The organism is Roseovarius sp. PS-C2 (assembly GCF_018862045.1).
Classification (GTDB): domain Bacteria; phylum Pseudomonadota; class Alphaproteobacteria; order Rhodobacterales; family Rhodobacteraceae; genus Roseovarius.
Map to the genome: position 1 here is coordinate 1 of NZ_JAHKSQ010000013.1, position 21,049 is coordinate 21,049.

The window sequence follows — 21,049 nt, forward strand, 5'->3', positions numbered from 1 at the left end:
GCGCCGCGCGCACCGTATGCGCCTGCCAGCCGGTGGCCTTGCACAGGTCGTCGAGCTTTGCACCATCTGCGCGCGTGAGCATGTCGCGCAGAAGCTCTGCCTTGGATTTGCGCGAGGGTTTGGTTTGGGGCTTGGTTTTGGTCATGAGGATCTCCCGGTTCTGCGGGCCGACCCGGTGTCAGCCCTGCTACCGGCAGAGGCCCGAAGCATCGCTCGGGCGTGAGTACAGCAATGCTCGTCGTGGCGCTGAAGTCCAGTCGGGGGGGGGAGGTTCGGGAGCTATGTGGTCGTGTTGTTCAGGTCGCGGTGAGGCGAGATAAGGCGTACATTTGAAAAGGAATTCGGCATTGATGGCCAGCTTGAGTAATGAGTTAAGTCATATCTTCCGCGGCTCAGCGATAAGCTGAGCCGCACTTTTCTTCCAGAGCAATGCTTCAGCGTATGTCAGCCGCAAACACATTTGATCCCCCGCAGTCCATCACTTGATAGACTTGTCGATGAAGCCCAGCGTAGTTGCGTTCTCGATCAAAGTTCTGACTTTGGCACGATCCAGACCGGAAGCGACTTCGGCATCAATTTCCAGCTTCAGAGATACGTCACTGCCCGGAAGTGTAGTGAGCTGCTCGATAATTGCTTCCACGATTTGGTGGATGTCTCGCGCCGGTCGGTCGGCCGAGATCATGACGGTTCCGGCGAAACGCGTGGGTTTCCTTTCTGGGGCGGGAGCGGGTTCTCCACCCGTATCACCACCTGGCGTTGGCGCAGGGCCATCAGGGTCCGTGGGGCCTGATCCGCCCTGACCAGCCGGCTCTTCTGTTGACTTGGGCCGGTGAGATTCTGCGACGTCGGGTTTGATGATTACAGAATCGCTGTCGATCACGACCTGGACTTGGCTAGGACCTGATATTGCCAAACCAACGTAGATATCCTCTGGTTCATCCCAGCGATCGGCGTATGCAAATGGGCCAGGAAGCATCCCAGAGACCGCTGATTGAACAGCTTTCGCAAGCACGCTGCGATTCTTGACGCGAGGCAAGTAGGTGTACCGGTTCATGTACTCCCACAAGTCCTTGAGAAACAGATGACCTTTCCCGTTCCAGATGTATTTTTGGAGCTCGCGATCCAGTCGGGCGGGCCCAAGCTCGGGCAAAAGCCCCTCGTCACTGACGAGCTTCTTGCTTGCACGCGCCAGCAATCCGTCCTGAGCGGGCACCTTCGCTGACGTCCACTCGAGGTCTGCCTGAGCGCTTTCCTGAACTGGATACAGAAGATAGCACCAAGCCTCTTTCAGGCGGGTTTTTAGCGTCTCATTGCTTTCCGTCAGTTTTGCCTTGGCGAGGGCGCTGTCGCTTTGCGTCAGGTTAAGACGATCCGTTTCGCGAACGATTTCTGCCCAAGCCAAAGCCGAACGCATTGCAGCCTTCAAGTTGTCGAGCTGACGTTGCTCTGCCGCCAAGAACACAAGCATGTTCCGGTAGACGCGCGGCGTGCTCCCGCGTTGCATCAGTATTTCCTTGGCTTCGGACAATGCTTCGGAGCCATCTCTGCCGGTGTGTGGGTGTGCCACGCCCAGAATTACAGCGCGCACGCCGCCAGGTTCATCGGGAACGTCGGACGAGCTGCCAGGCGCCACTTGCACAGCATCGAAGTGCCCACGGTCACCGAGGCCATTGATGTAGCCGACGAGTGCCTTATCGATTTCCATCAGGACGAGAGCTTCCTCGAGCTGTCCTGCGCGATCGGCGGCAATCCGGTTCAGGCTTGCTGACATCGAATACCAATAGCGGCCGAGATCGCTGTGCATAAACTTCGCTTGGTTGGTCAGGCGTCTAAGCGCATCGCCAAATATCGCTGGGCGCTCACCGGGCTGTACGACACCAAGATTGATCTGTTTATCATCGAGGCCCTTGTTCTCTTGACCATGGGTCGGTGCCGTTCCCATAAAAATCGCGCGCGCTATTCTGCGGGTTGCAGAGTATTTATTTAGGTTTGGCGCTCCTTGATCGATTTTATAAGGTGTTGAGGTTACGCCATCCACGTCACCTGCGATAATCGACTGCCAGCTTGCGTCGAGATAGTGGAGCAGCTCCGGCTCCACTCGGGCGGTGCTGATTGCCACGCTTCCGGGCATGATCATGACCGACGGGTCGTTGCCCATCCAGAGCTCATGGATCACCTGCGCCATCAAACGCAGAACGCCACGCGTGCGCTGGAACTTCTCTAGGCTCAGGACTCATAACCAAAACATGACTGTTGCGGCGAGAGCGATGGCGGAGAGGAAGACTTCGGGGCAGCGGTCATATCGTGTGGCAACGCGCCGCCAATCCTTCAGGCGGCCAAACATGATCTCGATGCGGTTTCGGCGTTTATACCTGCGCTTGTCGTATTTGACGGGCTTCTTTCGGGCCTTCCGTCCCGGGATGCATGGCCTGATCCCCTTTTCTTGCAGGGCTTCGCGGAACCAGTCGGCGTCATAGCCGCGATCCCCCAGAAGCCACTGGGCTTTCGGCATGTCGCCCAAGAGCGCCGCCGCCCCTGTATAGTCGCTGATCTGGCCAGCCGACATGAAGAACCGGATAGGCCGTCCGTTGGTGTCGGTGATGGCATGCAACTTGGTATTCATGCCGCCTTTGGTCCGCCCTATCAGCCGCCCGCGCCCCCCTTTTTGCCCCGCAAGCTTGATGCCGTGCGATGGGCTTTGAGGTAAATAGCGTCGATCATGATTGTCCTCGGGTCCGTCGCCTCAGCCGCCAACCCTGCAAATATCCTGGCAAAAACACCCATCTCGCTCCAGCGTTTCCAGCGATTGTAGAGCGTTTTCGGCGGGCCGTATTCCTTCGGCGCATCGCACCACCGTAAGCCATTGCGGTTGATGAAGATTATCCCACTCAACACCCGCCGATCATCGACCCTCGGCTTGCCGTGGCTCTTGGGAAAGAACGGCCGCAGTCGCGCCATCTGTTCGTCGGTCAGCCAAAATAGATTGCTCATGATACTCCCTCAAAATTTGGGGATTTGAATCATGCGACCAATGCGATCTCAACCCGATTAATAGGTCCTGAGCCTAGCTGAGACGAGTTCGAATTTGTCTGACAGCACCTTACCGACCTTTCTTGGGCGAGGTAGAATTGGCCTGACACCGCTCAACCTACGGATTGGGCAACAACTTACCGGGGTTCATCTGCCCTTGCGGATCGAACACCGTCTTTAACCCCCGCATTGCAGCAATTTCAAATTCCGAGCGCGAAAGGCCCAGCCAGTCGCGCTTGATCGTTCCAATGCCGTGTTCGGCAGAGATAGACCCCTCACGGTCCCGCACCAGCGGATAGGCGGCGGCCTGCAATGCCGTCTCTCCTTCGGCTCCCAACGCGGGCATCCTTGCCATGACATGCAAATTGCCGTCACCCAAATGGCCGAAAAAATAGACATCGGCCGTGGGATCGAGCGCCCGGATCGCGGCACCGCACTCTTCGACAAATCCCGCCATGGCCGAAATGGGCAGGCTGACATCAAGATTCAGCACGTCATGCAGGCTGTCACGCGCGTTACGGGTTTCACGCACCGCCCAGAACGCCTGGGCATCCGCTTCGGACTGGGCGATCAGGGCATCAGTCACCTCGCCGGCCTCGAACGCGGTTTCCAGCAGTGCAGGCAATCCGTCGCCTTCGGCCTCGATCAAAACGGCCAGGGGCGGCGCATCGGCGAAAAGATTGCCGCCGCCGCTCATCATGAAATGATCGCGCCACATCACTTCGAAGGCTTGCAGAACCAGACCCTTGCGCGCTCGCTGCAGCAGGGCGACCACCTGGTCGAACCTGTCCAGCGCGCAGAGCGCGGTTTCGCCCCGTGCCGGTCGCGGCCAGAGCCGCAGTACCGCGCGGGTGACCACACCCAGCGTACCTTCGGCACCGCAAAAAAGGTGCCGCAGATCGTAACCGGTATTGTCCTTGGTCACGCGCGACAGATGCGACAGCACCTCGCCCTGCGCGGTGACGGCTTCCAGCCCCAGAAGATTGTCGCGGGTGGTGCCATAGCGGATCACGCGGCAGCCGCCCGCATTAGTGGAGATGACCCCACCGATCTGGCAGGAGCCGCGCGCGCCCAGGTCGATGGGCAGGACGAATCCGGCTTCCTCGGCCGCGCGCTGTGCGGTTTCCAGAACGGTGCCGGCGCGGACGGTCATCGTGGCAGCGGTGGTGTCAATTTGCTCGATACCGGCAAAGCGCGCCATGGACAGGGCCACCTGACCGCTGCCCACATTGGCCCCGCCGGACAGGCCGGTCAACCCGCCCTGCGGCACGACGGGCAGTTGGTGTCGATGACAGATTTCCAACGCCTGGGATACCTCGCCGACCGAGGCCGGGCGCAGCAATGCCAGCGGGGCCCCGTCCGTCGCATGGCCGCTGGCGTCCGATATCTGGCCGATCCCGGTGAGGGCCTCCCTACTCAGGCACCCCTTGGGTCCCAGAGCGGCCTGCAATTCCGTCAGCGCCTGATCGGCCGGTGTCGTTGTCATCGTTTCAGTCCCGCTCTGGTCAACCGGCCCCATCTGTCACGATACGCGGCTGATAATCCAGCACGGCGTTCAGCAACACCTGTGCCCCCAGGCCGCAATCGGCTTGAGTGGCGCTTTCCGCCGGGTTGTGGCTGATCCCGTCCTTGCAGGGCACGAAGATCATTGCCGTCGGCGCAATCGTGGCACAGGCGACCGCATCATGCCCGGCACCGGAAACGATATCTCGCCACGCTGCCTGTTCGACCTCGGCGCCCTTGCGGACCGCCGCGATGCACCCGGGATCGAATTTCACTGGCGCGCTGGAGTACAGCCGCGCAATCTCGACATTCACCGGTCCGGCGGCATTGACCAAATCGGTCAGACCCTGTTCCATCCCGTCCAGGCCCTCTACCGTCGGGTGCCGGGCATCAACTGTCAGTCTGACCTCTCCGGCCACCACGTTACGCGAGGCGCGGGGCACCGAAATATCGCCGAAGGTGATCACGCCGCCCAAAGCGCGGGCGCACTCTGACATCTCCATCATCAGCCGCGCCGCGGCCAGCGCGGCATCGGCACGGTGGTTCATCGGCGTGGTGCCCGCATGGGCCGATTGCCCGGTGAATCGAAGATCGTACCAGCGCATGCCCTGCACACCGGTCACGACACCCACCGGAACCTTGTTCTGTTCCAGAACCGGTCCTTGTTCGATATGCAGTTCGAACATCGCGCCAAGGGGGATGGTTCCCGCGTCCATATCGCCCGGACGACCATGATCGGCCAGCGCCTGTGCCATCGAAATCCCTTGGGCATCGGTGCAGGCCAGCGCCCGGTCCAGAGGCTGTGTCCCGGCATGCACCGCCGATCCCATCATCGCCGGGGAAAAGCGCGACCCCTCTTCATTCGTCCAGTTCACAAGCATCACGGGGGCTTCGGTTTCGACCCCGGCTTCGGTCAGGGTTTCCAAAACTTCCAGACCGGCCAGCACACCCAAGATACCGTCGAAACGTCCGCCGGTGGGTTGGGTGTCGAGGTGGCTGCCCATGGCGACCGGTGCCAGATCGTCGCGGCGGCCGGGCCGCGTGACGAACATGTTGCCGAACCGGTCCACCGACAAATGACAGCCTAGCTTGCTTGCATATTCGGCCAGCCAATCACGCACCTGCGCATCCTCCGGGCTGAGGGTCAGACGGCAGACACCGCCATCGGGCGTCCCTCCGAACCGTGCGGTTTCGATCAGGTTTCGCCACAGCCGGTCTGAATTTACCCGTAGTTTCATCCGTCAGCTCTTTCTTGTGGGCCTATGCCCGCGCGTCGCAATAACGTGTTTCGTTTAGTTCGATCAGCGTCGGGCGGTCGCGCTCTGCCGCGGCCTGTGCCGCTGCGGACAGGTCCCCGGGCCTATCCAGCATCACCGCCTCGCAATCGAACCCTTTGGCCAGGGTCTGGAAATCGGGCGTGAAGATGTCCACCCCTATCGTGGGAATATCGCGACCTTCCATGAAGCGTTTGATCTCAAGATAGCCGTTATTGTTCCACAGCAGGATGATCAGGGGGCAGCCGATTTCGCGGGCCGTGGCGATCTCGCCCAGATTGAATTGAATCCCGCCATCGCCGATTACCGCGATGACCGGCCGGCCGGTGGACAGCCAGGCACCCGTCGCCGCCGACACAGCATAGCCCAACGTGCCGAACCCGGTGGCCGAACAAAACCAAGACCGGGGCTGGTTGACGCCGAAATGCAGCATTCCGGCATAAACCGGCTGGGCGGAATCCCCGACGATCACGGCATCGGGCAGCGCCTCGCGAAGCTGACTCAGCATGGCCTGACAACTGGCGTGAAGCGGCGAGGTTCCGTCGCGCACGGCATCGCGGCATCGCGCGGCGCGGCCTGCGCCATCACAATCCTTCAATGTCAGTTCCGGCAGGTTTCGTAGTGTCGCTGCGCAATCTGCCAGGATTGCCGGATCGGCCTGCGGGCCGCGCATCATCTGCTGGGCATCGATATCCACCCGGATCAGCCGGCCTTGCAATGCCATCAGGCCACGGTCATAGAAATCATATTCGGCCGGACCCATTTCGGTGCCCAAGGCGAGCACCAGATCAGCGGTTTCCACCATCTCTCGTACCGGGTCCAGCGCGGGCCCGCAGGGCACCGCCAGAGGATGATCGTCGGGCAGGATGCCGCGACCGTTCATCGTCATCACCACCGGCGCGTCCAGCCGCTCGGCCAGGCGCCGCAGGTCCTCGGCGGCATTCGCGGCGCCGCCCCCGGCAAGGATCACCGGGCGTTCGGCGGCGTCGGAGGCCTTGACCAGGGCCGCAAGATCGGCGGGGGTAGCGACCGGTGCGGCCGGAATCTGCGGCGCCGTGACAGGCAGCGCGGCGTCGGACATAGTGCGGGCGAACAAATCCACCGGTATTTCGATATGCACCGGTGCGGGACGGCGCGACCGGAACACCGAAAAGGCGCGGGCGAGCACCTTGGGAAGCTCCGCCGGGTCGAGGACGGTATGACTGAACGCGGTTAGCTGTCCGGCCAGCCCGCGCTGATCGGGCATTTCATGCAGCCAGCCATCACCTGACCCCATGCGCCCCACCGGATTGACCGATGATATCACAAGCATCGGAACGGAGTCCGCCAGCGCCTGGCCCATAGGCGTGGCGATATTGGTCATGCCCGGCCCGGTGATCACGAAACAGGCGGCCACCTTGCCCGATGCACGAGCATATCCATCGGCCAAAAAGCCGGCCCCCTGTTCATTGCGCGGGGTGACGTGCCGCAATGCGCTGCCGTTCAGGGCACGGTAAAGTTCTACCGTATGTACGCCGGGAATACCGAACACCGTATCCACATCATAGGTTTCCAGCGCCGCCACCAGATACTGGGCCAGCGTCATGGAGTGTTGGGAAGAAGAAGACGACATGACAATATCCTTCTGACCTGAATGCGCGATGGCGGCACAGGCCGGTGCGGGGTTACAGACTGTCTCGGATCAGCGGTGCGGTCGAGCAATGCAAACCGCCCCCGCCCAACGATACCTTGTCATAGGGCACGCTGCGCACGCTGATCCCGGCCTTGTCGAATTTCTCGCGCGTGCGATCCGACAGACCCGGCGACATCAGAACCCGCCCCGGTCGGACCGCCAGGCAGTTTATGACCCAGCCTTCATCCTCGTGACAAACGTCGATTGTCCTGATGCCCAGCTCGGACAGCTTTTCAAGGAACCAGTAGGGCAGCAGAGCCGGGTTGATGAAGGCCGTTTCAGCATCGACCATCACGAAGGCTCCATCTATATGCAACCGGTATCCGGTCAGTTCCACGATGAGCAGTTCGATCCCTTGGGTGGCCAGCACCTCCTGCAACTGCCGGGCGCCTTCGGCATTCACCCGGCAAGAGAGACCCACCACCGCCAGCGTCGAGGTGATGAAGGCGAAACTACCCCCCTCCATCAGGCCCGTTCCGCTGATTGTGCGCAAGATCGGCATGCCGAGCGCAGCCAGCGTGCGGGTAACGGGCAATTCCTCGCCCCGGCGGATCGGCGGGCCAAGCCGGGTGACGATGGCTCCGCCTTTCACGGCGATCACGCTGTCGCGGGTATAGACCTGCTTCATTTTTCCGGGCGCCGCCTTGTCTACATAAACCACTTCGGCGCCTTCCTCGCGCAGGATGTTGGCATAACCGTCGTGCTGGGCCTGCATATCGGCCAGATCGGGAATCACATCACCACGCCAGTACCAGCCTTTGTCGACCTCGCCAAAGGCATTGATGCCATCAATCCGTCGGGTAGGATCAAGCACCTTCAGTTCATCACCCGGGCGGTGCATCAGCACCTTGCGGATCTGGCCCACATCATTGTCACAGCCCCAAACCTGCCCCCAGACCGCCTGCTGTTCCTCATCCTCGTGAAAGGCGGGGCTTTCTTTCGAAGGGAACTGCTTGATCAGGGTGTTATACCGGTATTCGGCTTCGGTGATGATCGACATCTGTAGGCTCCATTGATGTGACAGGGATAAACAAAAAAATCAGGCCGGATGCGACCAGCCTTCGCCGCGCGCGGTGCAGACATATTCGGGCCATCCATAGCCGACCGGCGCATCAAACCCGGCGGGAAGCAGCGGTGCAGTCCAATCCGGACCGCGCACACCACCGCCCGACCGGTCCCGGAATTCGCGCTGCGCTTCGGCCAGACTGGTGCCATCGGTCAGTAAGTCCAGAATGGTGGCTGAAATCACCCGTCCGGCCGTGGACCACATCGGGTCAATACAAGCGGGCACACCGCCCATGGCGTTGCGGGTCCATTCGCCATAGCGATAGCCGTCGGGCGAGGCTAATGTGGGGCGCGCCACATATAGCCGCACGGTCGGCGCATGCCATGTGTATTCCACGTAATCGTCGGCGGCGATGTGGGTCTGCCAAGCGGGCAACTGGGCGCGGAAGGCCTGTTCAGCTTCCCAAGGCGGGGTCAGCCGATCGTGGCCATCCACGAAAGGCTCGTCTAGCGGGTCGCGCCCCAGGCCCTGCATGATTTGCCGCGCAAAGGCCTTGCCCTCTTCCGGCCAGGTTGGCGGGCCAATCTCTGCGAAATTGGCAAAGGCCAGCCGGGCCATAGCGTGATTAGGCAGGCCGGAGCGGCAGCGCGTAATCCAAGCTTTTGTCAAGGTGCAGTGGGTCATCGCCGCAATATGCTCGGCGTTGCGGTCCAGCACCTCGAATACCTGTTCGCACATGGACAGCGCCGGCCCGCGGAAGGAATACTGAATCTGTCCCAGCCCCGGCGCGATGTTATCCGCCGCAGCATGCCCGGCTTTGAGAATATACTCGTTCAGGGTCCAGCTGCCATGATGCGGCAACATGCTTTCCTTCATGTATTTCCCGGCACTGTACATCAGACAGACCGCATCAATGGCTCCCGGCGCGCGGGCGCTGAAATGGGTGTGTGCAATTCCCGTATTGGCCTTGGACTGCTGCCAGGTTTCGGGGGTATCGCATTCGAAGGTATAGATGCGGCTCCAATAAGGAGCAGAATGGGTATCCCAGAAACAGCCATTGGTCAGCGCCGGGAAGGAATGCGGATGAAAGCTGATCGCTGCATCCATATCGTCGTAATAGCCCTTGGCGGCATGAACCGGCTTGGAGCCGCACATCTTTTCCGCCGGTTCACCCATGAATTTCAGGCGGCCGGGTATGTTGTGCTTCTCCATCATCGCCTTGGCCGCCAGAAACCCGGTCAACGAACCGATCCCCAGCGCCGAATGCGGATCGGTGTGACCGGCGGCGTATTGCGAGACCCCTTCGCGCGGCGCACGATATGGTACCGGGGCCTGCGCCTGGCCTGGTACTGCGTCATATTCGGCATAGCCGCCAATGGTTGGGCCGTCACCATTGCTCCAGGTGGCGCAGAAGGCGGTGGGCATGCCGCCCGATCCAGCTTCAACGTCAAATCCTTCGGCGCGCAGCCGCTCTACATACCAAGCCGCGGATTTATACTCGCGCCACGACGGTTCGTGCAGGTTCCAGATCGTCATATGATCCGCCGACAGGCAATCCAACCGTGCGTCGATCCAGGCCATTGCCTCTTGCTTTAAAGGTACACTAGAAAACATCGTCTTGCCTTTCTTGAAGATCAGCGTTTCCGGCCTCGGCCTAGAAGTTCGAACATCAGCAGGGCGAGAGTGACCAGGATCAGCACAGACGCGACCGCGGCCATGGTAGGATCAAGATTCTCGTTAATCCCATCCCACATCCGGCGCGGCAGGGTGAAAACTTTCCGTCCGGCGATGAACAGTGCGATCACCAGTTCATCCCAAGAATGGATGAAGGCGAAGACCAGCCCCGACAGGATACCCGGCATGATATTGGGAAAGATGACGTACCAGATGGTCGCGCCCATCCCGGCCCCAAGGTTACGCGCCGCCTGCTCCAGTTTGGGATCAAGGCCAGCCAGGGCCGTAGACACGGTGATAACAATATAGGGAATGCCGGTCATGGCATGGGCGACGATAATCCCGGTATAGGTATTGACCCATCCCAGGTCGGCCCAGACCTGATAGGCCCCCAAACCGTAAACGATAGGTGGCAGCATCAGCGGCACCATCATGATCAATCGCAGCACATTGGAGGCTCCAGAACTGATGCGCCAACATCCGATCGAGCCCAGCGTGCCGAGGGCCCCTGCAATGGCGGTGGACACGCAAGCGATGACAAAGCTCTGCCAGATCGACCAAAGCCATTCCGGGGAGGTGAACAAGTGGCGGTAATATTGCAGAGACATCCCCTCTTCCGGAAGCGACAGATAAGGCCGGTCGGTGACGGAGACGGCGAAGACCACGCTCATCGGCAGGATCATCAAACAGATAATCGTCCAGGCCGAACCGCGCACCGGCAGCGAGGCTTTGTCACGGACAAAAGAAGACATCAGGCGGCTCCAAACAATTTACGCAGATCGACGATGCGGCTGACAATGGCCAGGGTAACAATGATGAAAATCAGCAGCAGGCTGGCCAGCATGGATCCGGCACCCCAATTGACCACCTCAAGGATCTGCACCTTGATGTACTCGGCGATCATCATTTTGCGTCCACCGCCCAGCAAGGCCGGGGTTACGTAGAAACCAAGCGCATAGATGAATACAAGGATCGAGGCGCCGAACACCCCCGGCAGTGTCAAAGGAAAGAACACCTGCCAGAAGGCCCTCAGACGGCTGGCCCCCAGCCCGCGTGCCGCCGCAATCAGCCGGGGGTCAATGGATTGCATGCACGAATATAGCGGCAGAATGGCCAGCGGCAGCATCGCATGCACAATACCCACCAGCACGGAAAATTCGTTCCACATCATTGGCAACGGAGCATCAATCACGCCAAGCCTCATAAGCATCTGGTTGATCAGCCCGTCGCTCCGCAGCAACGTAAACCACGCGAACGCCCGAACCAGTACCGAAATCCAGAGCGAGGCCAGCACTGCCATGAACAACAGCCGTTTGCGGTGATCTTCTGCATGGGTGATGACATAGGCCACGATATACCCAAGAATCAGAGTCAACGCGGTCGAAATCAGCGAGATACGCAAAGTGGTCAACAGCATCCGGTTGATGGAATGCGATTTTCTCAGCAGGTCGAAATTATCAAGACCCGGCTCGGGGATAGTGACGCTCATCCAAAGAACGCGCGATACCGGATAGAAATAGAAAGCGGCCATAGCCAGCAGCGCAGGCAGCACAAGCAGCCAATAGGTCAGTTGCGGATTGTATTTGCGTTGCATGCGGCTGAAATATCCGGCTGCCAGAGAAGGGAAGATTGGGTCAGCATAGACTGACCAGCTGGTATGGACGGGTCAGCGCCCCCTAACGCAGAGGCGCTGACCACCAGTGCTTACAGGGCAATCCGGTCAAGGAAGGCCTGATAGGTCTCGCGATGGTTCTCGATATACCAATCGGCATTCAACACGGCCTGAACCTCGCGGTTCTCGGGAGATGCCGGATTGGCGCTGCGCAACTTTTCCGGCACCATATCGGCTGCGGCGGGGTTGGCCGGACCATTTCCCATTTGCTCCAGAACGTAGACCTGTTCCTCAGGGTTTTGCATGGATGCAATGGCGTGAAACGCCTCGTCCCCGGCAGGGTTGTTTTTGGGCACGACCCACAGGCCGGGCTGCAACAGACCCTTGTTGAAGGTGTATTTGATGCGGCCGCCGGTTTCTTTGTCCAGCATGTTGGCGCGGGTGGACCAGAGGAACCCCATGACGCATTCCCCGTCACGCAGCAGGCTTTGGCTTTGCGACCCGGAGGTCCAAAACAGCAGATCATCGCGGATGGAATCGAACTTGGCAAAGGCACGCTCCACATCCAACGGGTACAGATCTTCAGGGGCAACACCATCGGCCAACAGCGCCAGTTCGAGCATGGCTTGGCTATCTTTGCGGATCATCCGCCGCCCAGGATATTTCTTGGTATCAAAGAAGTCCGCCGGTGTGGGTGTGCCTTCGACCTTGGCACTGTCCCAGGCCATGACAGACGAAAAGAAATAATTCGCCACGCCTAGATCATAGGCCATGCCGCCCACGACTTTGGATTTGTCCACAATATCATAGTTTATGGGCTGCAAAGCGCCTTTTGGCCCCAGATCAGCAAGAGTGGTGACGCCTGCATCGCAGATGTCCCAGGTCACATCGTTGGCCTGGACCATCGTCAGGATCTTACCGTTCACCGGTCCCGACCCGTCGATCACCATGTTCCCACCCTTGGCGTTATAAGGGTCGGCAAAAGCCTTCTGAAAAACATCAACCGCCATGCCGCCCCAATTTACCAGCACGACTTCGGGTTTATCGGCGGCCAAGGCGCCACGTGCGCTCAGCGATGCGGCCAGCGGCGCCACACCCATCGCAAGTGCCGATTGCAGAATTTGCCGACGGTTCATACCGCTGGCTTTCTGCTCCTGCATAATATCGGCAAAATCTGCTGCAAAACTCTGGTCTTCCATTTATAGTCTCCCTGTTCTTGAAGGCTTGCATTTTTGTTGTTCAGTGATCGGCTAAGGGCAGCGCATCCTTGTCCTGCCAGTCCAGCGCGATAGCATCGCCCTCCTGTGGCAAGGATACGCCCTGCCCAGCGGGTATCTTAAATCGCAGGGGCACACCGCTCTCGGTATGCGCGGTGTAACGGATTTCAGCACCGTAATAGTCGCGTTCGGTAACATGGGCCGCAACACGCCCAGGGCCCTGCGCCAGTTCCAGAGCATGTGCGCGCAGCGCCAGCATACGCTGGCTGCCGCTCAGATCGGGGGGCAGGAAGTTCTCCACCCCCATGAATTCGGCAACGAATCGGTTTACGGGCCTGTCATAAAGATCGTCCGGAAGGCCCACCTGCTCTAGGCGGCCATCGCGCATCACCGCGATCCGGTCGGACATAGACAGGGCTTCGCTTTGATCATGAGTGACATATATGAAGGTCAGCCCCACCGCCCGATGCAGGCGTTTTAGCTCACTCTGCAACTGGCCGCGCAACTGCGTGTCCAGCGCGCTGAGCGGCTCATCCAGCAACAGCATATGTGGTTGAAATACGATGGCCCGCGCCAGCGCCACGCGTTGTTGCTGACCGCCCGACAACTCGCGCGGATAGCTCTTCCCTTTATCCGAAAGCCCGACAAGCTCCAACGCATCGGCCACGTGTCGTGCCGCCTTTACGCCATTCTCTCCGCGCATTTTCAGCGGGAATTTCACGTTGTCGTTGACAGTCATATGCGGGAACAACGCATAGCCTTGAAACACCATACCGAAGCTGCGCTTTTCCGGCGGCGTATGGGTGATGTCTCGCCCACCCAATGTAATCTGTCCACCGTCGGGCTGGACGAATCCGGCGATAGACATCAGCAATGTCGTCTTGCCCGACCCGGAGGGACCGAGCAGCGTGAGGAACTCGCCCTGATTAACGCTGAGCGAAACGGTATCGAGCGCGCGAAAGCTGCCATAGGTCTTGGACAGATCGCGAATCGTCAGGGTGTCGGTATCTGATTTATGCGTCATCATCTCAGGTTTGCTGTCAGGGTGAGCAGAGCAAACATCGGCCAAATATTAAAGTCAACTATAATTTTATACTTATGTATAATTTTAGTGTAAAGTACATAAATTAATAGACTAACTGCGCGGCGCTGCTATGACCGCACGTCAAGTAAAGGCGGAACGCGATGGGATTAAGAGAAGAGAACAAGCGACTTAAACGCGAGGCTTTGACACAGTCGGCGCGAGAACTGTTCGAGGAGCAGGGTTACGACGATACCCAAATGGAGGAGATCGCGGCTCGCGCCGGAGTTTCGACCGCGACGGCTTATAACTATTTCGAAACCAAGGCCAATCTAATGACCGCCATCGCGCTGCGGCACCTGCGCAGCGCCCTACCCGCACGGCGTGCCCTGCTGGCCGCCTTACCGCCTGAACCTGTGGACGGCATCATCGCATATGAACGTCTTCTGGCGCAACAGACCCTGGCGACACTCGGTAAGCGCGGTTGGCGGGTAATTCTGCGGGCAGCCTATGATTCACCCCCGACACACCTGACTCGGGCAGGCCGTATGTTCGGCTGGAGCATCGCGCGGCACTATCGCAGATTGCTGGAGACCTATCGGGATGCCGGTCGGCTGCATCCCGATACGGATATCGCACTGACGACCGAATTAATCACCATGGTCGGAACCGACTATTTCGCACGCATGGTGATGGATGATGGCATGACAGTGGATACGTTGATAGAGATGATTCCGGCCTATGCCCGTGTTATCCTTGCCCCTTGGCTACTGCCCGCACCATCATGCGGCGAATAGGCGGCACATTGCACCTCAAGCGTGTTGGCCATATCGGCCAACGTCGAGAACACCACGCCGGCATGTCCGGCAATGTACTCGGCCAACGCGTCGGCCACGCCGATATACTGATCGCACAGCGTAACGAAGGGATGCCAGACCGTCACGAAACAGCCGCCCTCGGCATAGCAGAGGTCGAACGTGTCCTTGTAGATCCGTAAGACCTCCGCGGCGGATCGCATGGGCCGATCGTAGCCTAGCCGGGGCAGGTGAACACAATGGGCCCAATCATCCAGTTGCGCGTGGGTGGGCAGGCTCCAGTAGCTGCCCCCGTCTCGCTTCACGCGGTTTGGCATGAACTCGGCGACAGAGCTACTGTCATAAGTCATGCCTGCGGCGATCACGTTGCCGGGGGTGCGCTCCGACACGTCATAGGACGGGGCGCGCATCCCGCGCAAACGCACACCGAATTCGGTTTGAAATACATCCACGCTGTTCTGAAACTCCGCCTGCTCCCCTGCCGCGTCTAGACTCGCGAAGGGCAGGTGGTCCCACCCATGAAATCCAACTTCATGCCCGCTGTCGATCAGCCGGTGTACGCGACCAGGCTCGGCCAGCGCCGTTACAGTCGGAATAAACACGGTTTGCGACGCGCCAAGCCGATCATAGAATTCCAGAAGACGGTCGAAATACGTCGTCTGATCCTGCTGCATCAACTTCTCCAGCCCACGGGGCAGGTCAACACCCAAGGCGCGCTTGGCTTTAATCAGGGCAAGCCCATCAATATCGAAACTGAGACAAGCGCGAACCCGGACTGCGGACATAAGCAAGGCCCTATCAAGCTGCAACCAGTAGCGAGGCTAGTCAGCCTGCCAACCGGACTCTAGTTAAGTAACGTGGTGAACTACCATAACATCCGGTGATATCAGAGCAACCCAACTTGAAGTTGAAGTTCCCCCCGGCGGTGTCAGAGCAACCTGACTTGAGGCCGACCGATCCGGCCTCTACCCTGCCCCCATGGAAAAACGCGACCCGTTCAAGTACTTCAAAACCAGCCCTGGGCAATGTCAGAGGAAACCGGGTTGAGGCGGCGTTAGTGCCGCCCTACCCTGCCCACATGGAAAAACGTGACCCGTTCAAGTACTTCAAAACCAGTCCCGAGATCATCCGCCTGGCAGTGATGATGTATGTGCGATTCCCTCTGTCGCTGCGCAACGTCGAGGATCTGCTCCACGAACGCGGCATAGACGTCAGTCATGAATCTGTCCGCTTCTGGTGGAACAGGTTTGGCCCGAAATTCGCCTCAGAGATCCGGCGCTGCCGAATTCAGCGAATGCGGGCTTGGTCAAACTGGCAATGGCATCTGGACGAGGTGTTCGTGAAAATCAATGGCGAGACCCACTACATGTGGCGCGCTGTCGATCATGAAGGCGAAGTTCTTGACGCCTTTGTTTCAAAGCGGCGAGACCGCAAGGCAGCGTTGAAATTCCTCAGGAAATTGATGAAACGCTACGGTCGACCCGAGCATGTCGTGACCGACAAGCTCCGTTCCTATGGTGCCGCGATGAAGGAAATCGGCAATGCCGACCGCCAGATGACGGGGCGCTGGCTAAACAATCGTGCCGAGAATTCGCATCAACCGTTCCGACGACGAGAACGTGCCATGACCCGTTTCCGGCGTATGCGAAGTTTGCAGAAATTCGCCGCCATCCACTCTTCGGTCCACAATCTGTTCAACTCGGAGCGCAGCCTCTACTCAAGATCAAACTTCAAACTGAACCGCGCCACGGCTCTCGCCGAATGGCGCGGTCTTTGCATGACATAAGGGGCAGCATCCCTGCCCTAGCTGAGACTAGTTCGAATTCGTCTGACAGCAGCCTTCGGCCCCCTCTTCGCGGCGGAGATCAAGAAACGTCGCGTGGCCGGAATGAAATCCAGCCGCTGGCGCTGGCATTTGGACGAGATGTTCGTAAAGATCAACGGCGCGAGGCACTACCTCTGGCGAGCTGTGGATCACGAAGGGGAAATCCTGGAAAGCTTCGTGACCAAGACCCGCGACAAGAAGGCCGCACTAAAATTCTTAAAGAAAGCAATGCGCAAGCACGGTCGCCCGGACGTGATTGTCACGGACCGGCTGCGTTCGTATGGCGCCGCGTTGAAAGAGATCGGCAATGCAGCTCGACAGGAAACCGGCCGCTGGTTGAACAATCGCGCCGAGAATTCCCACCTGCCGTTCCGAAGGCGAGAGCGGGCAATGTTGCGCTTCCGGCGACTACGAAGTTTGCAGAAATTCGCCGCCGTCCACGCCTCGGTCTACAATCTGTTCAACTCGGAGCGCAGCCTCTACTCAAGATCAAATTTCAAGCTGAACCGCGCCGCCGCTCTCGCCGAGTGGCGCGGTCTTTACATGACATAAGGGGCAGCGTCCCTGCTCTAGCTGAGACTAGGTCGAGTTTGTCTGGCACCACCGAGCTTGCCCATAGGGATCACTCCGAGGCACAAACCGGTTTCGGAGAAGCTGGGACCTTGATCTTTGCCAGCGGGTGAGAGGCAGGCAGTCGGTAGCCGTCGGGCCCGGTGCTTTGCGGTCCTTTGTACCAGTCGGCGATTTCGTACCAGAACGATTCAACCCGTCCGTCATTATAAACGCAATCAAGTACAGTCATCCGAAGGCCACCGTAGTGCGACATCGACCGGAAATCGATGTCTTGCCGAGAATTCATTCCGGGAGCGACGAACCGATTTGCGTAAAACATAAGTGTCTGCCCGTTTTCGAAACGCAGCAAGCGCGCCTCGCGCAGTCCTTTACCCGAGGGCGCAGCGGCACGGAATATCAGGTTGTAGCGCGCAAGCGCACCAAAGTTGTCCCAAAACACATCCGTTCCACCGGCTGCTTCGATGAACTGCGTCTCAAGTGCCGCGATGTTCAGTGGTTTGTCCTGCGGAAAACGGTCAAATACCACGTGAAAGAACTGGTACGCTTCGGGGGGTCGATAGGTGAATAACATGGTGGATAGACCCGATTCATCGCCGGTTGACTGAACCGGCGGCTCGTCCATGCCATAGCGCCGAAAATTCTCGGCCAATTGCGAGAATGCCGGATGATCGCAGGGAAGTTCGGCGAACATAAAGTTCAACTGCCTCTCTTCGTCGCGCGCTTCATTGATAATTGTCTGTGATCGGCTCGAACTGCCACCGAAAAGACCTTCTATTCCGGCGATGATGGATCGACCGCCTGCGGACTTCTGAACGCGCTGCCAGCGGTCGAAATTGCGGCTGTAGAGATCATGCAAGCTCGCGTGCACCCAAACGACCTCTTTTCCGACTTCCCGCTGCGAGGTGACTTCGCCGGAGATCATTGTGTAGCTGGTTTCCGTGATGGTAATGGGAACCGGGTTCTCGATGGCCGATCTGCAGTTTCGATCCATCAGATACATGAAGGCAAAAAGAGGTCGTACGTAACTGAGCCTGATGTCGCTGCCCGCGTTGAAGGCACCGTGCAGATAATCCCGGACGATGAGTTCGTCGGGCTCGACGAAGCCCTGTCTTTGCCGTACCTCGGTCAGCGGACGCCAGAAGGCCGGTTCCATGAAGACGAATTTGGTGCTGTCGTCACCACCACCTGCCGCCGCCTTAGCGATCAGCGCCTTACGCTGTTGTTCGTCCGGCTGTGCTTTGTGCCAGCTTTCTACCCGCTGACGCGCCTCTGTGATCCTATCCTGGTAGGCGAGGTATTCATTCGGCGTCACGCGCAGGTCTGGAACGCTGAAAGCGTCGAACGGCACCACGCGCACCAGATCCGTGTATGCAATGAAATCTGTGCGGAAAAAAGGTTCGGGGCGCTGCAAGCTGCTCGGACGGTCCTTGGCCGTTGCGCCAATAGCGTAGAGCGATACACTGACTTTTTGTGACCCGTTTGTTGCCTTCGCCTGTTGCTGAAGGGCTTGGCCGAACGGCGATGCGCCGATCTGGTCATACAGCCCCCCTGTAGGCTGAAGACCATATTTGTCCTGCGCAGGTTCCAACTCGATCGGCGCGTCCATGTCTCCATGAAACATGATCACCAGATCGTTGCTGCTAACCTGGAACACGGTCGCAGCCTGGGCTTCTACAATAACGCGGGCATCCGGAAAATTGAGCCGTGCCATTTCCTGCATGACCTCCTTTGGAGGGGCGGCTCGCAGTTGCGGCGCGGACCAGAAAAAAACAAGGGCGAGTACGCAAGCTGCAGCAAATATCTTCTTCATAAAATTCTACCTTACCATTGCGTTTAGAAGCCAAACTAGCTGGCTTTATCCAAAAAGTCGAAACGCTTATTGAAGCCGCTCGGCAATCCATAGCTTGATCAACGGCACTGACGGCAGTGTCAGAGGAAACCGGGTTGAGGCGGCATTGGTGCCGCCCTACCCTGCCCGCATGAAAAATCGCGACCCGTTCAAGTACTTCAAAACCAGCCCTGAGATCATCCGCCTGGCAGTGATGATGTATGTGCGATTTCCACTGTCGCTGAGAAATGTCGAGGACCTGCTCCACGAACGCGGGATCGACATCAGCCATGAATCCGTCCGGTTCTGGTGGAACAGGTTTGGCCCGAAATTCGCCTCAGAAATCCGGCGCTGCCGAATTCAGCGAATGCGGGCTTGGTCGAACTGGCAATGGCATCTGGACGAGGTCTTCGTCAAAATCAACGGCGAGACCCACTACATGTGGCGCGCTGTCGATCATGAAGGCGAAGTTCTGGACGCCTTTGTTTCAAAGCGACGCGATCGCAAAGCGGCATTGAAATTCCTCAGGAAATTGATGAAACGCTATGGTCGACCCGAACATGTCGTGACCGACAAGCTCCGTTCCTATGGTGCCGCCATGAAGGCAATCGGCAATGCCGACCGCCAGATGACGGGGCGCTGGCTGAACAATCGCGCCGAGAATTCACATCAACCATTCCGACGACGGGCGGTGTCAGAGCAACCTGACTTGAGACCAGTTGTCCGCCGCTCTACCCTGCCGCCATGGAAAACCGTGCCCCGTTCAAGTACTTCAAAACCAGCCCCGAGATCATCCGCCTGGCGGTCATGATGTACGTGCGATTTCCGCTATCGCTGAGAAATGTCGAGGATCTGCTCCATGAACGCGGGATCGACATCAGCCACGAATCCGTCCGGTTCTGGTGGAACAGGTTTGGCCCGAAATTCGCCTCCGAAATCCGACGCTGTCGAATTCAGCGAATGCGGGCCTGGTCGAACTGGCAATGGCATCTGGACGAGGTGTTCGTGAAAATCAATGGTGAGACCCACTACATGTGGCGCGCTGTCGATCACGAGGGTGAAGTGCTGGACGCCTTTGTTTCAAAGCGACGCGATCGCAAAGCGGCATTGAAATTCCTCAGAAAATTGATGAAACGCTATGGCCGACCCGAACATGTCGTGACCGACAAGCTCCGTTCCTATGGCGCCGCCATGAAGGAAATCGGCAACGCCAACCGCCAGATGACGGGGCGCTGGCTAAACAATCGTGCCGAGAATTCGCATCAACCGTTCCGACGACGAGAACGTGCCATGACCCGCTTTCGGCGCATGCGAAGTTTGCAGAAATTCGCCGCCGTCCACGCCTCGGTCCACAATCTGTTCAACTCGGAACGAAGCCTCTATTCAAGATCAAATTTCAAGCTGAACCGCGCCGCCGCTTTAGCCGAGTGGCGCGGCCTTTGCATGGCATAAGGGGCAACCACCCTGCCCTAGCTGAGACGAGTTCGAATTTGTCTGACACCACCCTTTGCGAGGCCGCAACCGTCCTGCTCACCCGGGTCCAGAAATGGAACTGGTTAAAGAATACAAAGCTGACATAGGATCCGCGACGGCGGATGTGTCCGGCAGGACGCGGGGCACGACGACATCGTCGAACTAGTTGTCGCTTCCGGAAACCGTTCTGGAAAGCACGTTGCTTCTGAGATTGATGCGTCGCCCCTGTTCTGGTCCCAACTTGTGGCGGCCCCAACCTATAGCGGTGCGCCGACCACGGAGCGAAGAGTGAACCCAGCCGGGACACAAATGCCAGCGCGATAAAACCGCTTGAAGGACTTCACAAATGCAACCCGATTAGCGAAGACGAGTTCGAATTTGTCTGACAGCACAGATTGAGATGACCGCGCACGGATTATTCCTAGTCTTGAACGACAAACAATGACGGCGGTTATGGCAGGGGCAGCCAAGAGCCACGTTCTTCGATGACGGTAAGCTTCATCTGTGATACACAGAGAGGAAGCGA

At 58.7% G+C, this 21,049-nt stretch carries 17 protein-coding genes and 2 pseudogenes; 5 read left to right on the forward strand and 14 right to left on the reverse strand.

Annotation, left to right across the window (positions count from 1 at the left end; all coding sequences use genetic code 11):
* The 12 genes from KPG71_RS19885 to KPG71_RS17975 form a co-directional block, all read right to left on the reverse strand.
* Nucleotides 1-145: DUF3489 domain-containing protein (locus KPG71_RS19885; protein WP_216339980.1), on the reverse strand; the 145-nt coding region annotated here is incomplete at its 3' end.
* Between the two features lie 333 nt (nt 146-478).
* A complete protein-coding gene (locus tag KPG71_RS17925) occupies nt 479-2,230 on the reverse strand; it encodes a DUF499 domain-containing protein (RefSeq protein ID WP_301182922.1) in 1,752 nt (583 codons plus the stop codon).
* Nucleotides 2,231-2,233: 3 nt separating this feature from the next.
* Nucleotides 2,234-2,991 (reverse strand): IS5 family transposase gene (locus tag KPG71_RS17930; RefSeq protein ID WP_216339875.1). Its coding sequence is split into 2 segments (ribosomal slippage): nt 2,234-2,670 and nt 2,670-2,991, totalling 759 coding nucleotides; the frame shifts between segments, so codons are not numbered across the junction.
* A 157-nt stretch (nt 2,992-3,148) separates the two neighbouring features.
* Nucleotides 3,149-4,516, reverse strand: coding sequence for an FAD-binding oxidoreductase (locus KPG71_RS17935; protein ID WP_216339877.1), 1,368 nt, complete (start codon nt 4,514-4,516; stop codon nt 3,149-3,151).
* A 19-nt stretch (nt 4,517-4,535) separates the two neighbouring features.
* Nucleotides 4,536-5,771, reverse strand: a complete 1,236-nt coding sequence (locus KPG71_RS17940; protein WP_216339880.1) for a M20 family metallo-hydrolase — start codon at nt 5,769-5,771, stop codon at nt 4,536-4,538.
* Nucleotides 5,772-5,793: 22 nt separating this feature from the next.
* Nucleotides 5,794-7,419 (reverse strand): 5-guanidino-2-oxopentanoate decarboxylase, encoded by a 1,626-nt coding sequence (locus KPG71_RS17945; protein WP_216339881.1) that lies wholly within the window; start codon nt 7,417-7,419, stop codon nt 5,794-5,796.
* Between the two features lie 52 nt (nt 7,420-7,471).
* Nucleotides 7,472-8,479: a dimethylarginine dimethylaminohydrolase family protein gene (locus tag KPG71_RS17950; RefSeq protein WP_216339883.1), complete on the reverse strand. Its 1,008-nt coding sequence runs from the start codon at nt 8,477-8,479 to the stop codon at nt 7,472-7,474.
* Nucleotides 8,480-8,518: 39 nt separating this feature from the next.
* Nucleotides 8,519-10,066, reverse strand: coding sequence for an amidohydrolase (locus tag KPG71_RS17955; RefSeq protein ID WP_253196362.1), 1,548 nt, complete (start codon nt 10,064-10,066; stop codon nt 8,519-8,521).
* A 53-nt stretch (nt 10,067-10,119) separates the two neighbouring features.
* Nucleotides 10,120-10,911 (reverse strand): ABC transporter permease, encoded by a 792-nt coding sequence (locus tag KPG71_RS17960; RefSeq protein ID WP_216339887.1) that lies wholly within the window; start codon nt 10,909-10,911, stop codon nt 10,120-10,122.
* Nucleotides 10,911-11,711 (reverse strand): ABC transporter permease, encoded by an 801-nt coding sequence (locus tag KPG71_RS17965; RefSeq protein WP_216339889.1) that lies wholly within the window; start codon nt 11,709-11,711, stop codon nt 10,911-10,913. Before KPG71_RS17965 ends, KPG71_RS17960 begins: the two co-directional genes overlap by 1 nt.
* 152 nt (nt 11,712-11,863) lie before the next feature.
* The gene (locus KPG71_RS17970; RefSeq protein ID WP_216339891.1) at nt 11,864-12,907 is read right to left on the reverse strand and encodes an extracellular solute-binding protein; all 1,044 of its coding nucleotides are present in this window, start codon (nt 12,905-12,907) and stop codon (nt 11,864-11,866) included.
* 103 nt (nt 12,908-13,010) lie between these two features.
* Complete coding sequence (locus KPG71_RS17975; RefSeq protein ID WP_216339893.1) at nt 13,011-14,012, reverse strand: ABC transporter ATP-binding protein; 1,002 nt, start codon at nt 14,010-14,012, stop codon at nt 13,011-13,013.
* 161 nt (nt 14,013-14,173) lie between these two features.
* Here KPG71_RS17975 and KPG71_RS17980 point away from each other — a divergent pair, with 161 nt between their 5' ends.
* Nucleotides 14,174-14,806: a TetR/AcrR family transcriptional regulator gene (locus tag KPG71_RS17980; RefSeq protein ID WP_216339895.1), complete on the forward strand. Its 633-nt coding sequence runs from the start codon at nt 14,174-14,176 to the stop codon at nt 14,804-14,806.
* Here the strand turns inward: KPG71_RS17980 and KPG71_RS17985 are convergent.
* On the reverse strand, nt 14,749-15,498 hold the full coding sequence (locus KPG71_RS17985) for a polysaccharide deacetylase family protein (RefSeq protein ID WP_216339897.1): 750 nt from the start codon (nt 15,496-15,498) through the stop codon (nt 14,749-14,751). The genes KPG71_RS17980 and KPG71_RS17985 overlap by 58 nt on opposite strands.
* Nucleotides 15,499-15,902: 404 nt before the next feature.
* On the opposite strand from KPG71_RS17985, the gene KPG71_RS17990 reads away from it, so the two are divergent.
* Nucleotides 15,903-16,610 carry an IS6 family transposase gene (locus KPG71_RS17990; protein WP_216339899.1) on the forward strand — a complete coding sequence of 236 codons (708 nt, stop codon included), beginning with the start codon at nt 15,903-15,905 and terminating at the stop codon, nt 16,608-16,610.
* 54 nt (nt 16,611-16,664) lie between these two features.
* Nucleotides 16,665-17,201: pseudogene (locus tag KPG71_RS17995) on the forward strand (IS6 family transposase); the annotation flags it as partial.
* A 70-nt stretch (nt 17,202-17,271) separates the two neighbouring features.
* Here the strand turns inward: KPG71_RS17995 and KPG71_RS18000 are convergent.
* Nucleotides 17,272-19,032 (reverse strand): hypothetical protein, encoded by a 1,761-nt coding sequence (locus tag KPG71_RS18000; RefSeq protein WP_216339901.1) that lies wholly within the window; start codon nt 19,030-19,032, stop codon nt 17,272-17,274.
* Nucleotides 19,033-19,201: 169 nt separating this feature from the next.
* Here KPG71_RS18000 and KPG71_RS18005 point away from each other — a divergent pair.
* Both KPG71_RS18005 and KPG71_RS18010 read left to right on the forward strand, forming a co-directional pair.
* Nucleotides 19,202-19,738 (forward strand): annotated as a pseudogene (locus tag KPG71_RS18005) (IS6 family transposase); the annotation flags it as partial.
* Between the two features lie 56 nt (nt 19,739-19,794).
* On the forward strand, nt 19,795-20,502 hold the full coding sequence (locus KPG71_RS18010; RefSeq protein WP_216339903.1) for an IS6 family transposase: 708 nt from the start codon (nt 19,795-19,797) through the stop codon (nt 20,500-20,502).
* Nucleotides 20,503-21,049: the final 547 nt, after the last annotated feature.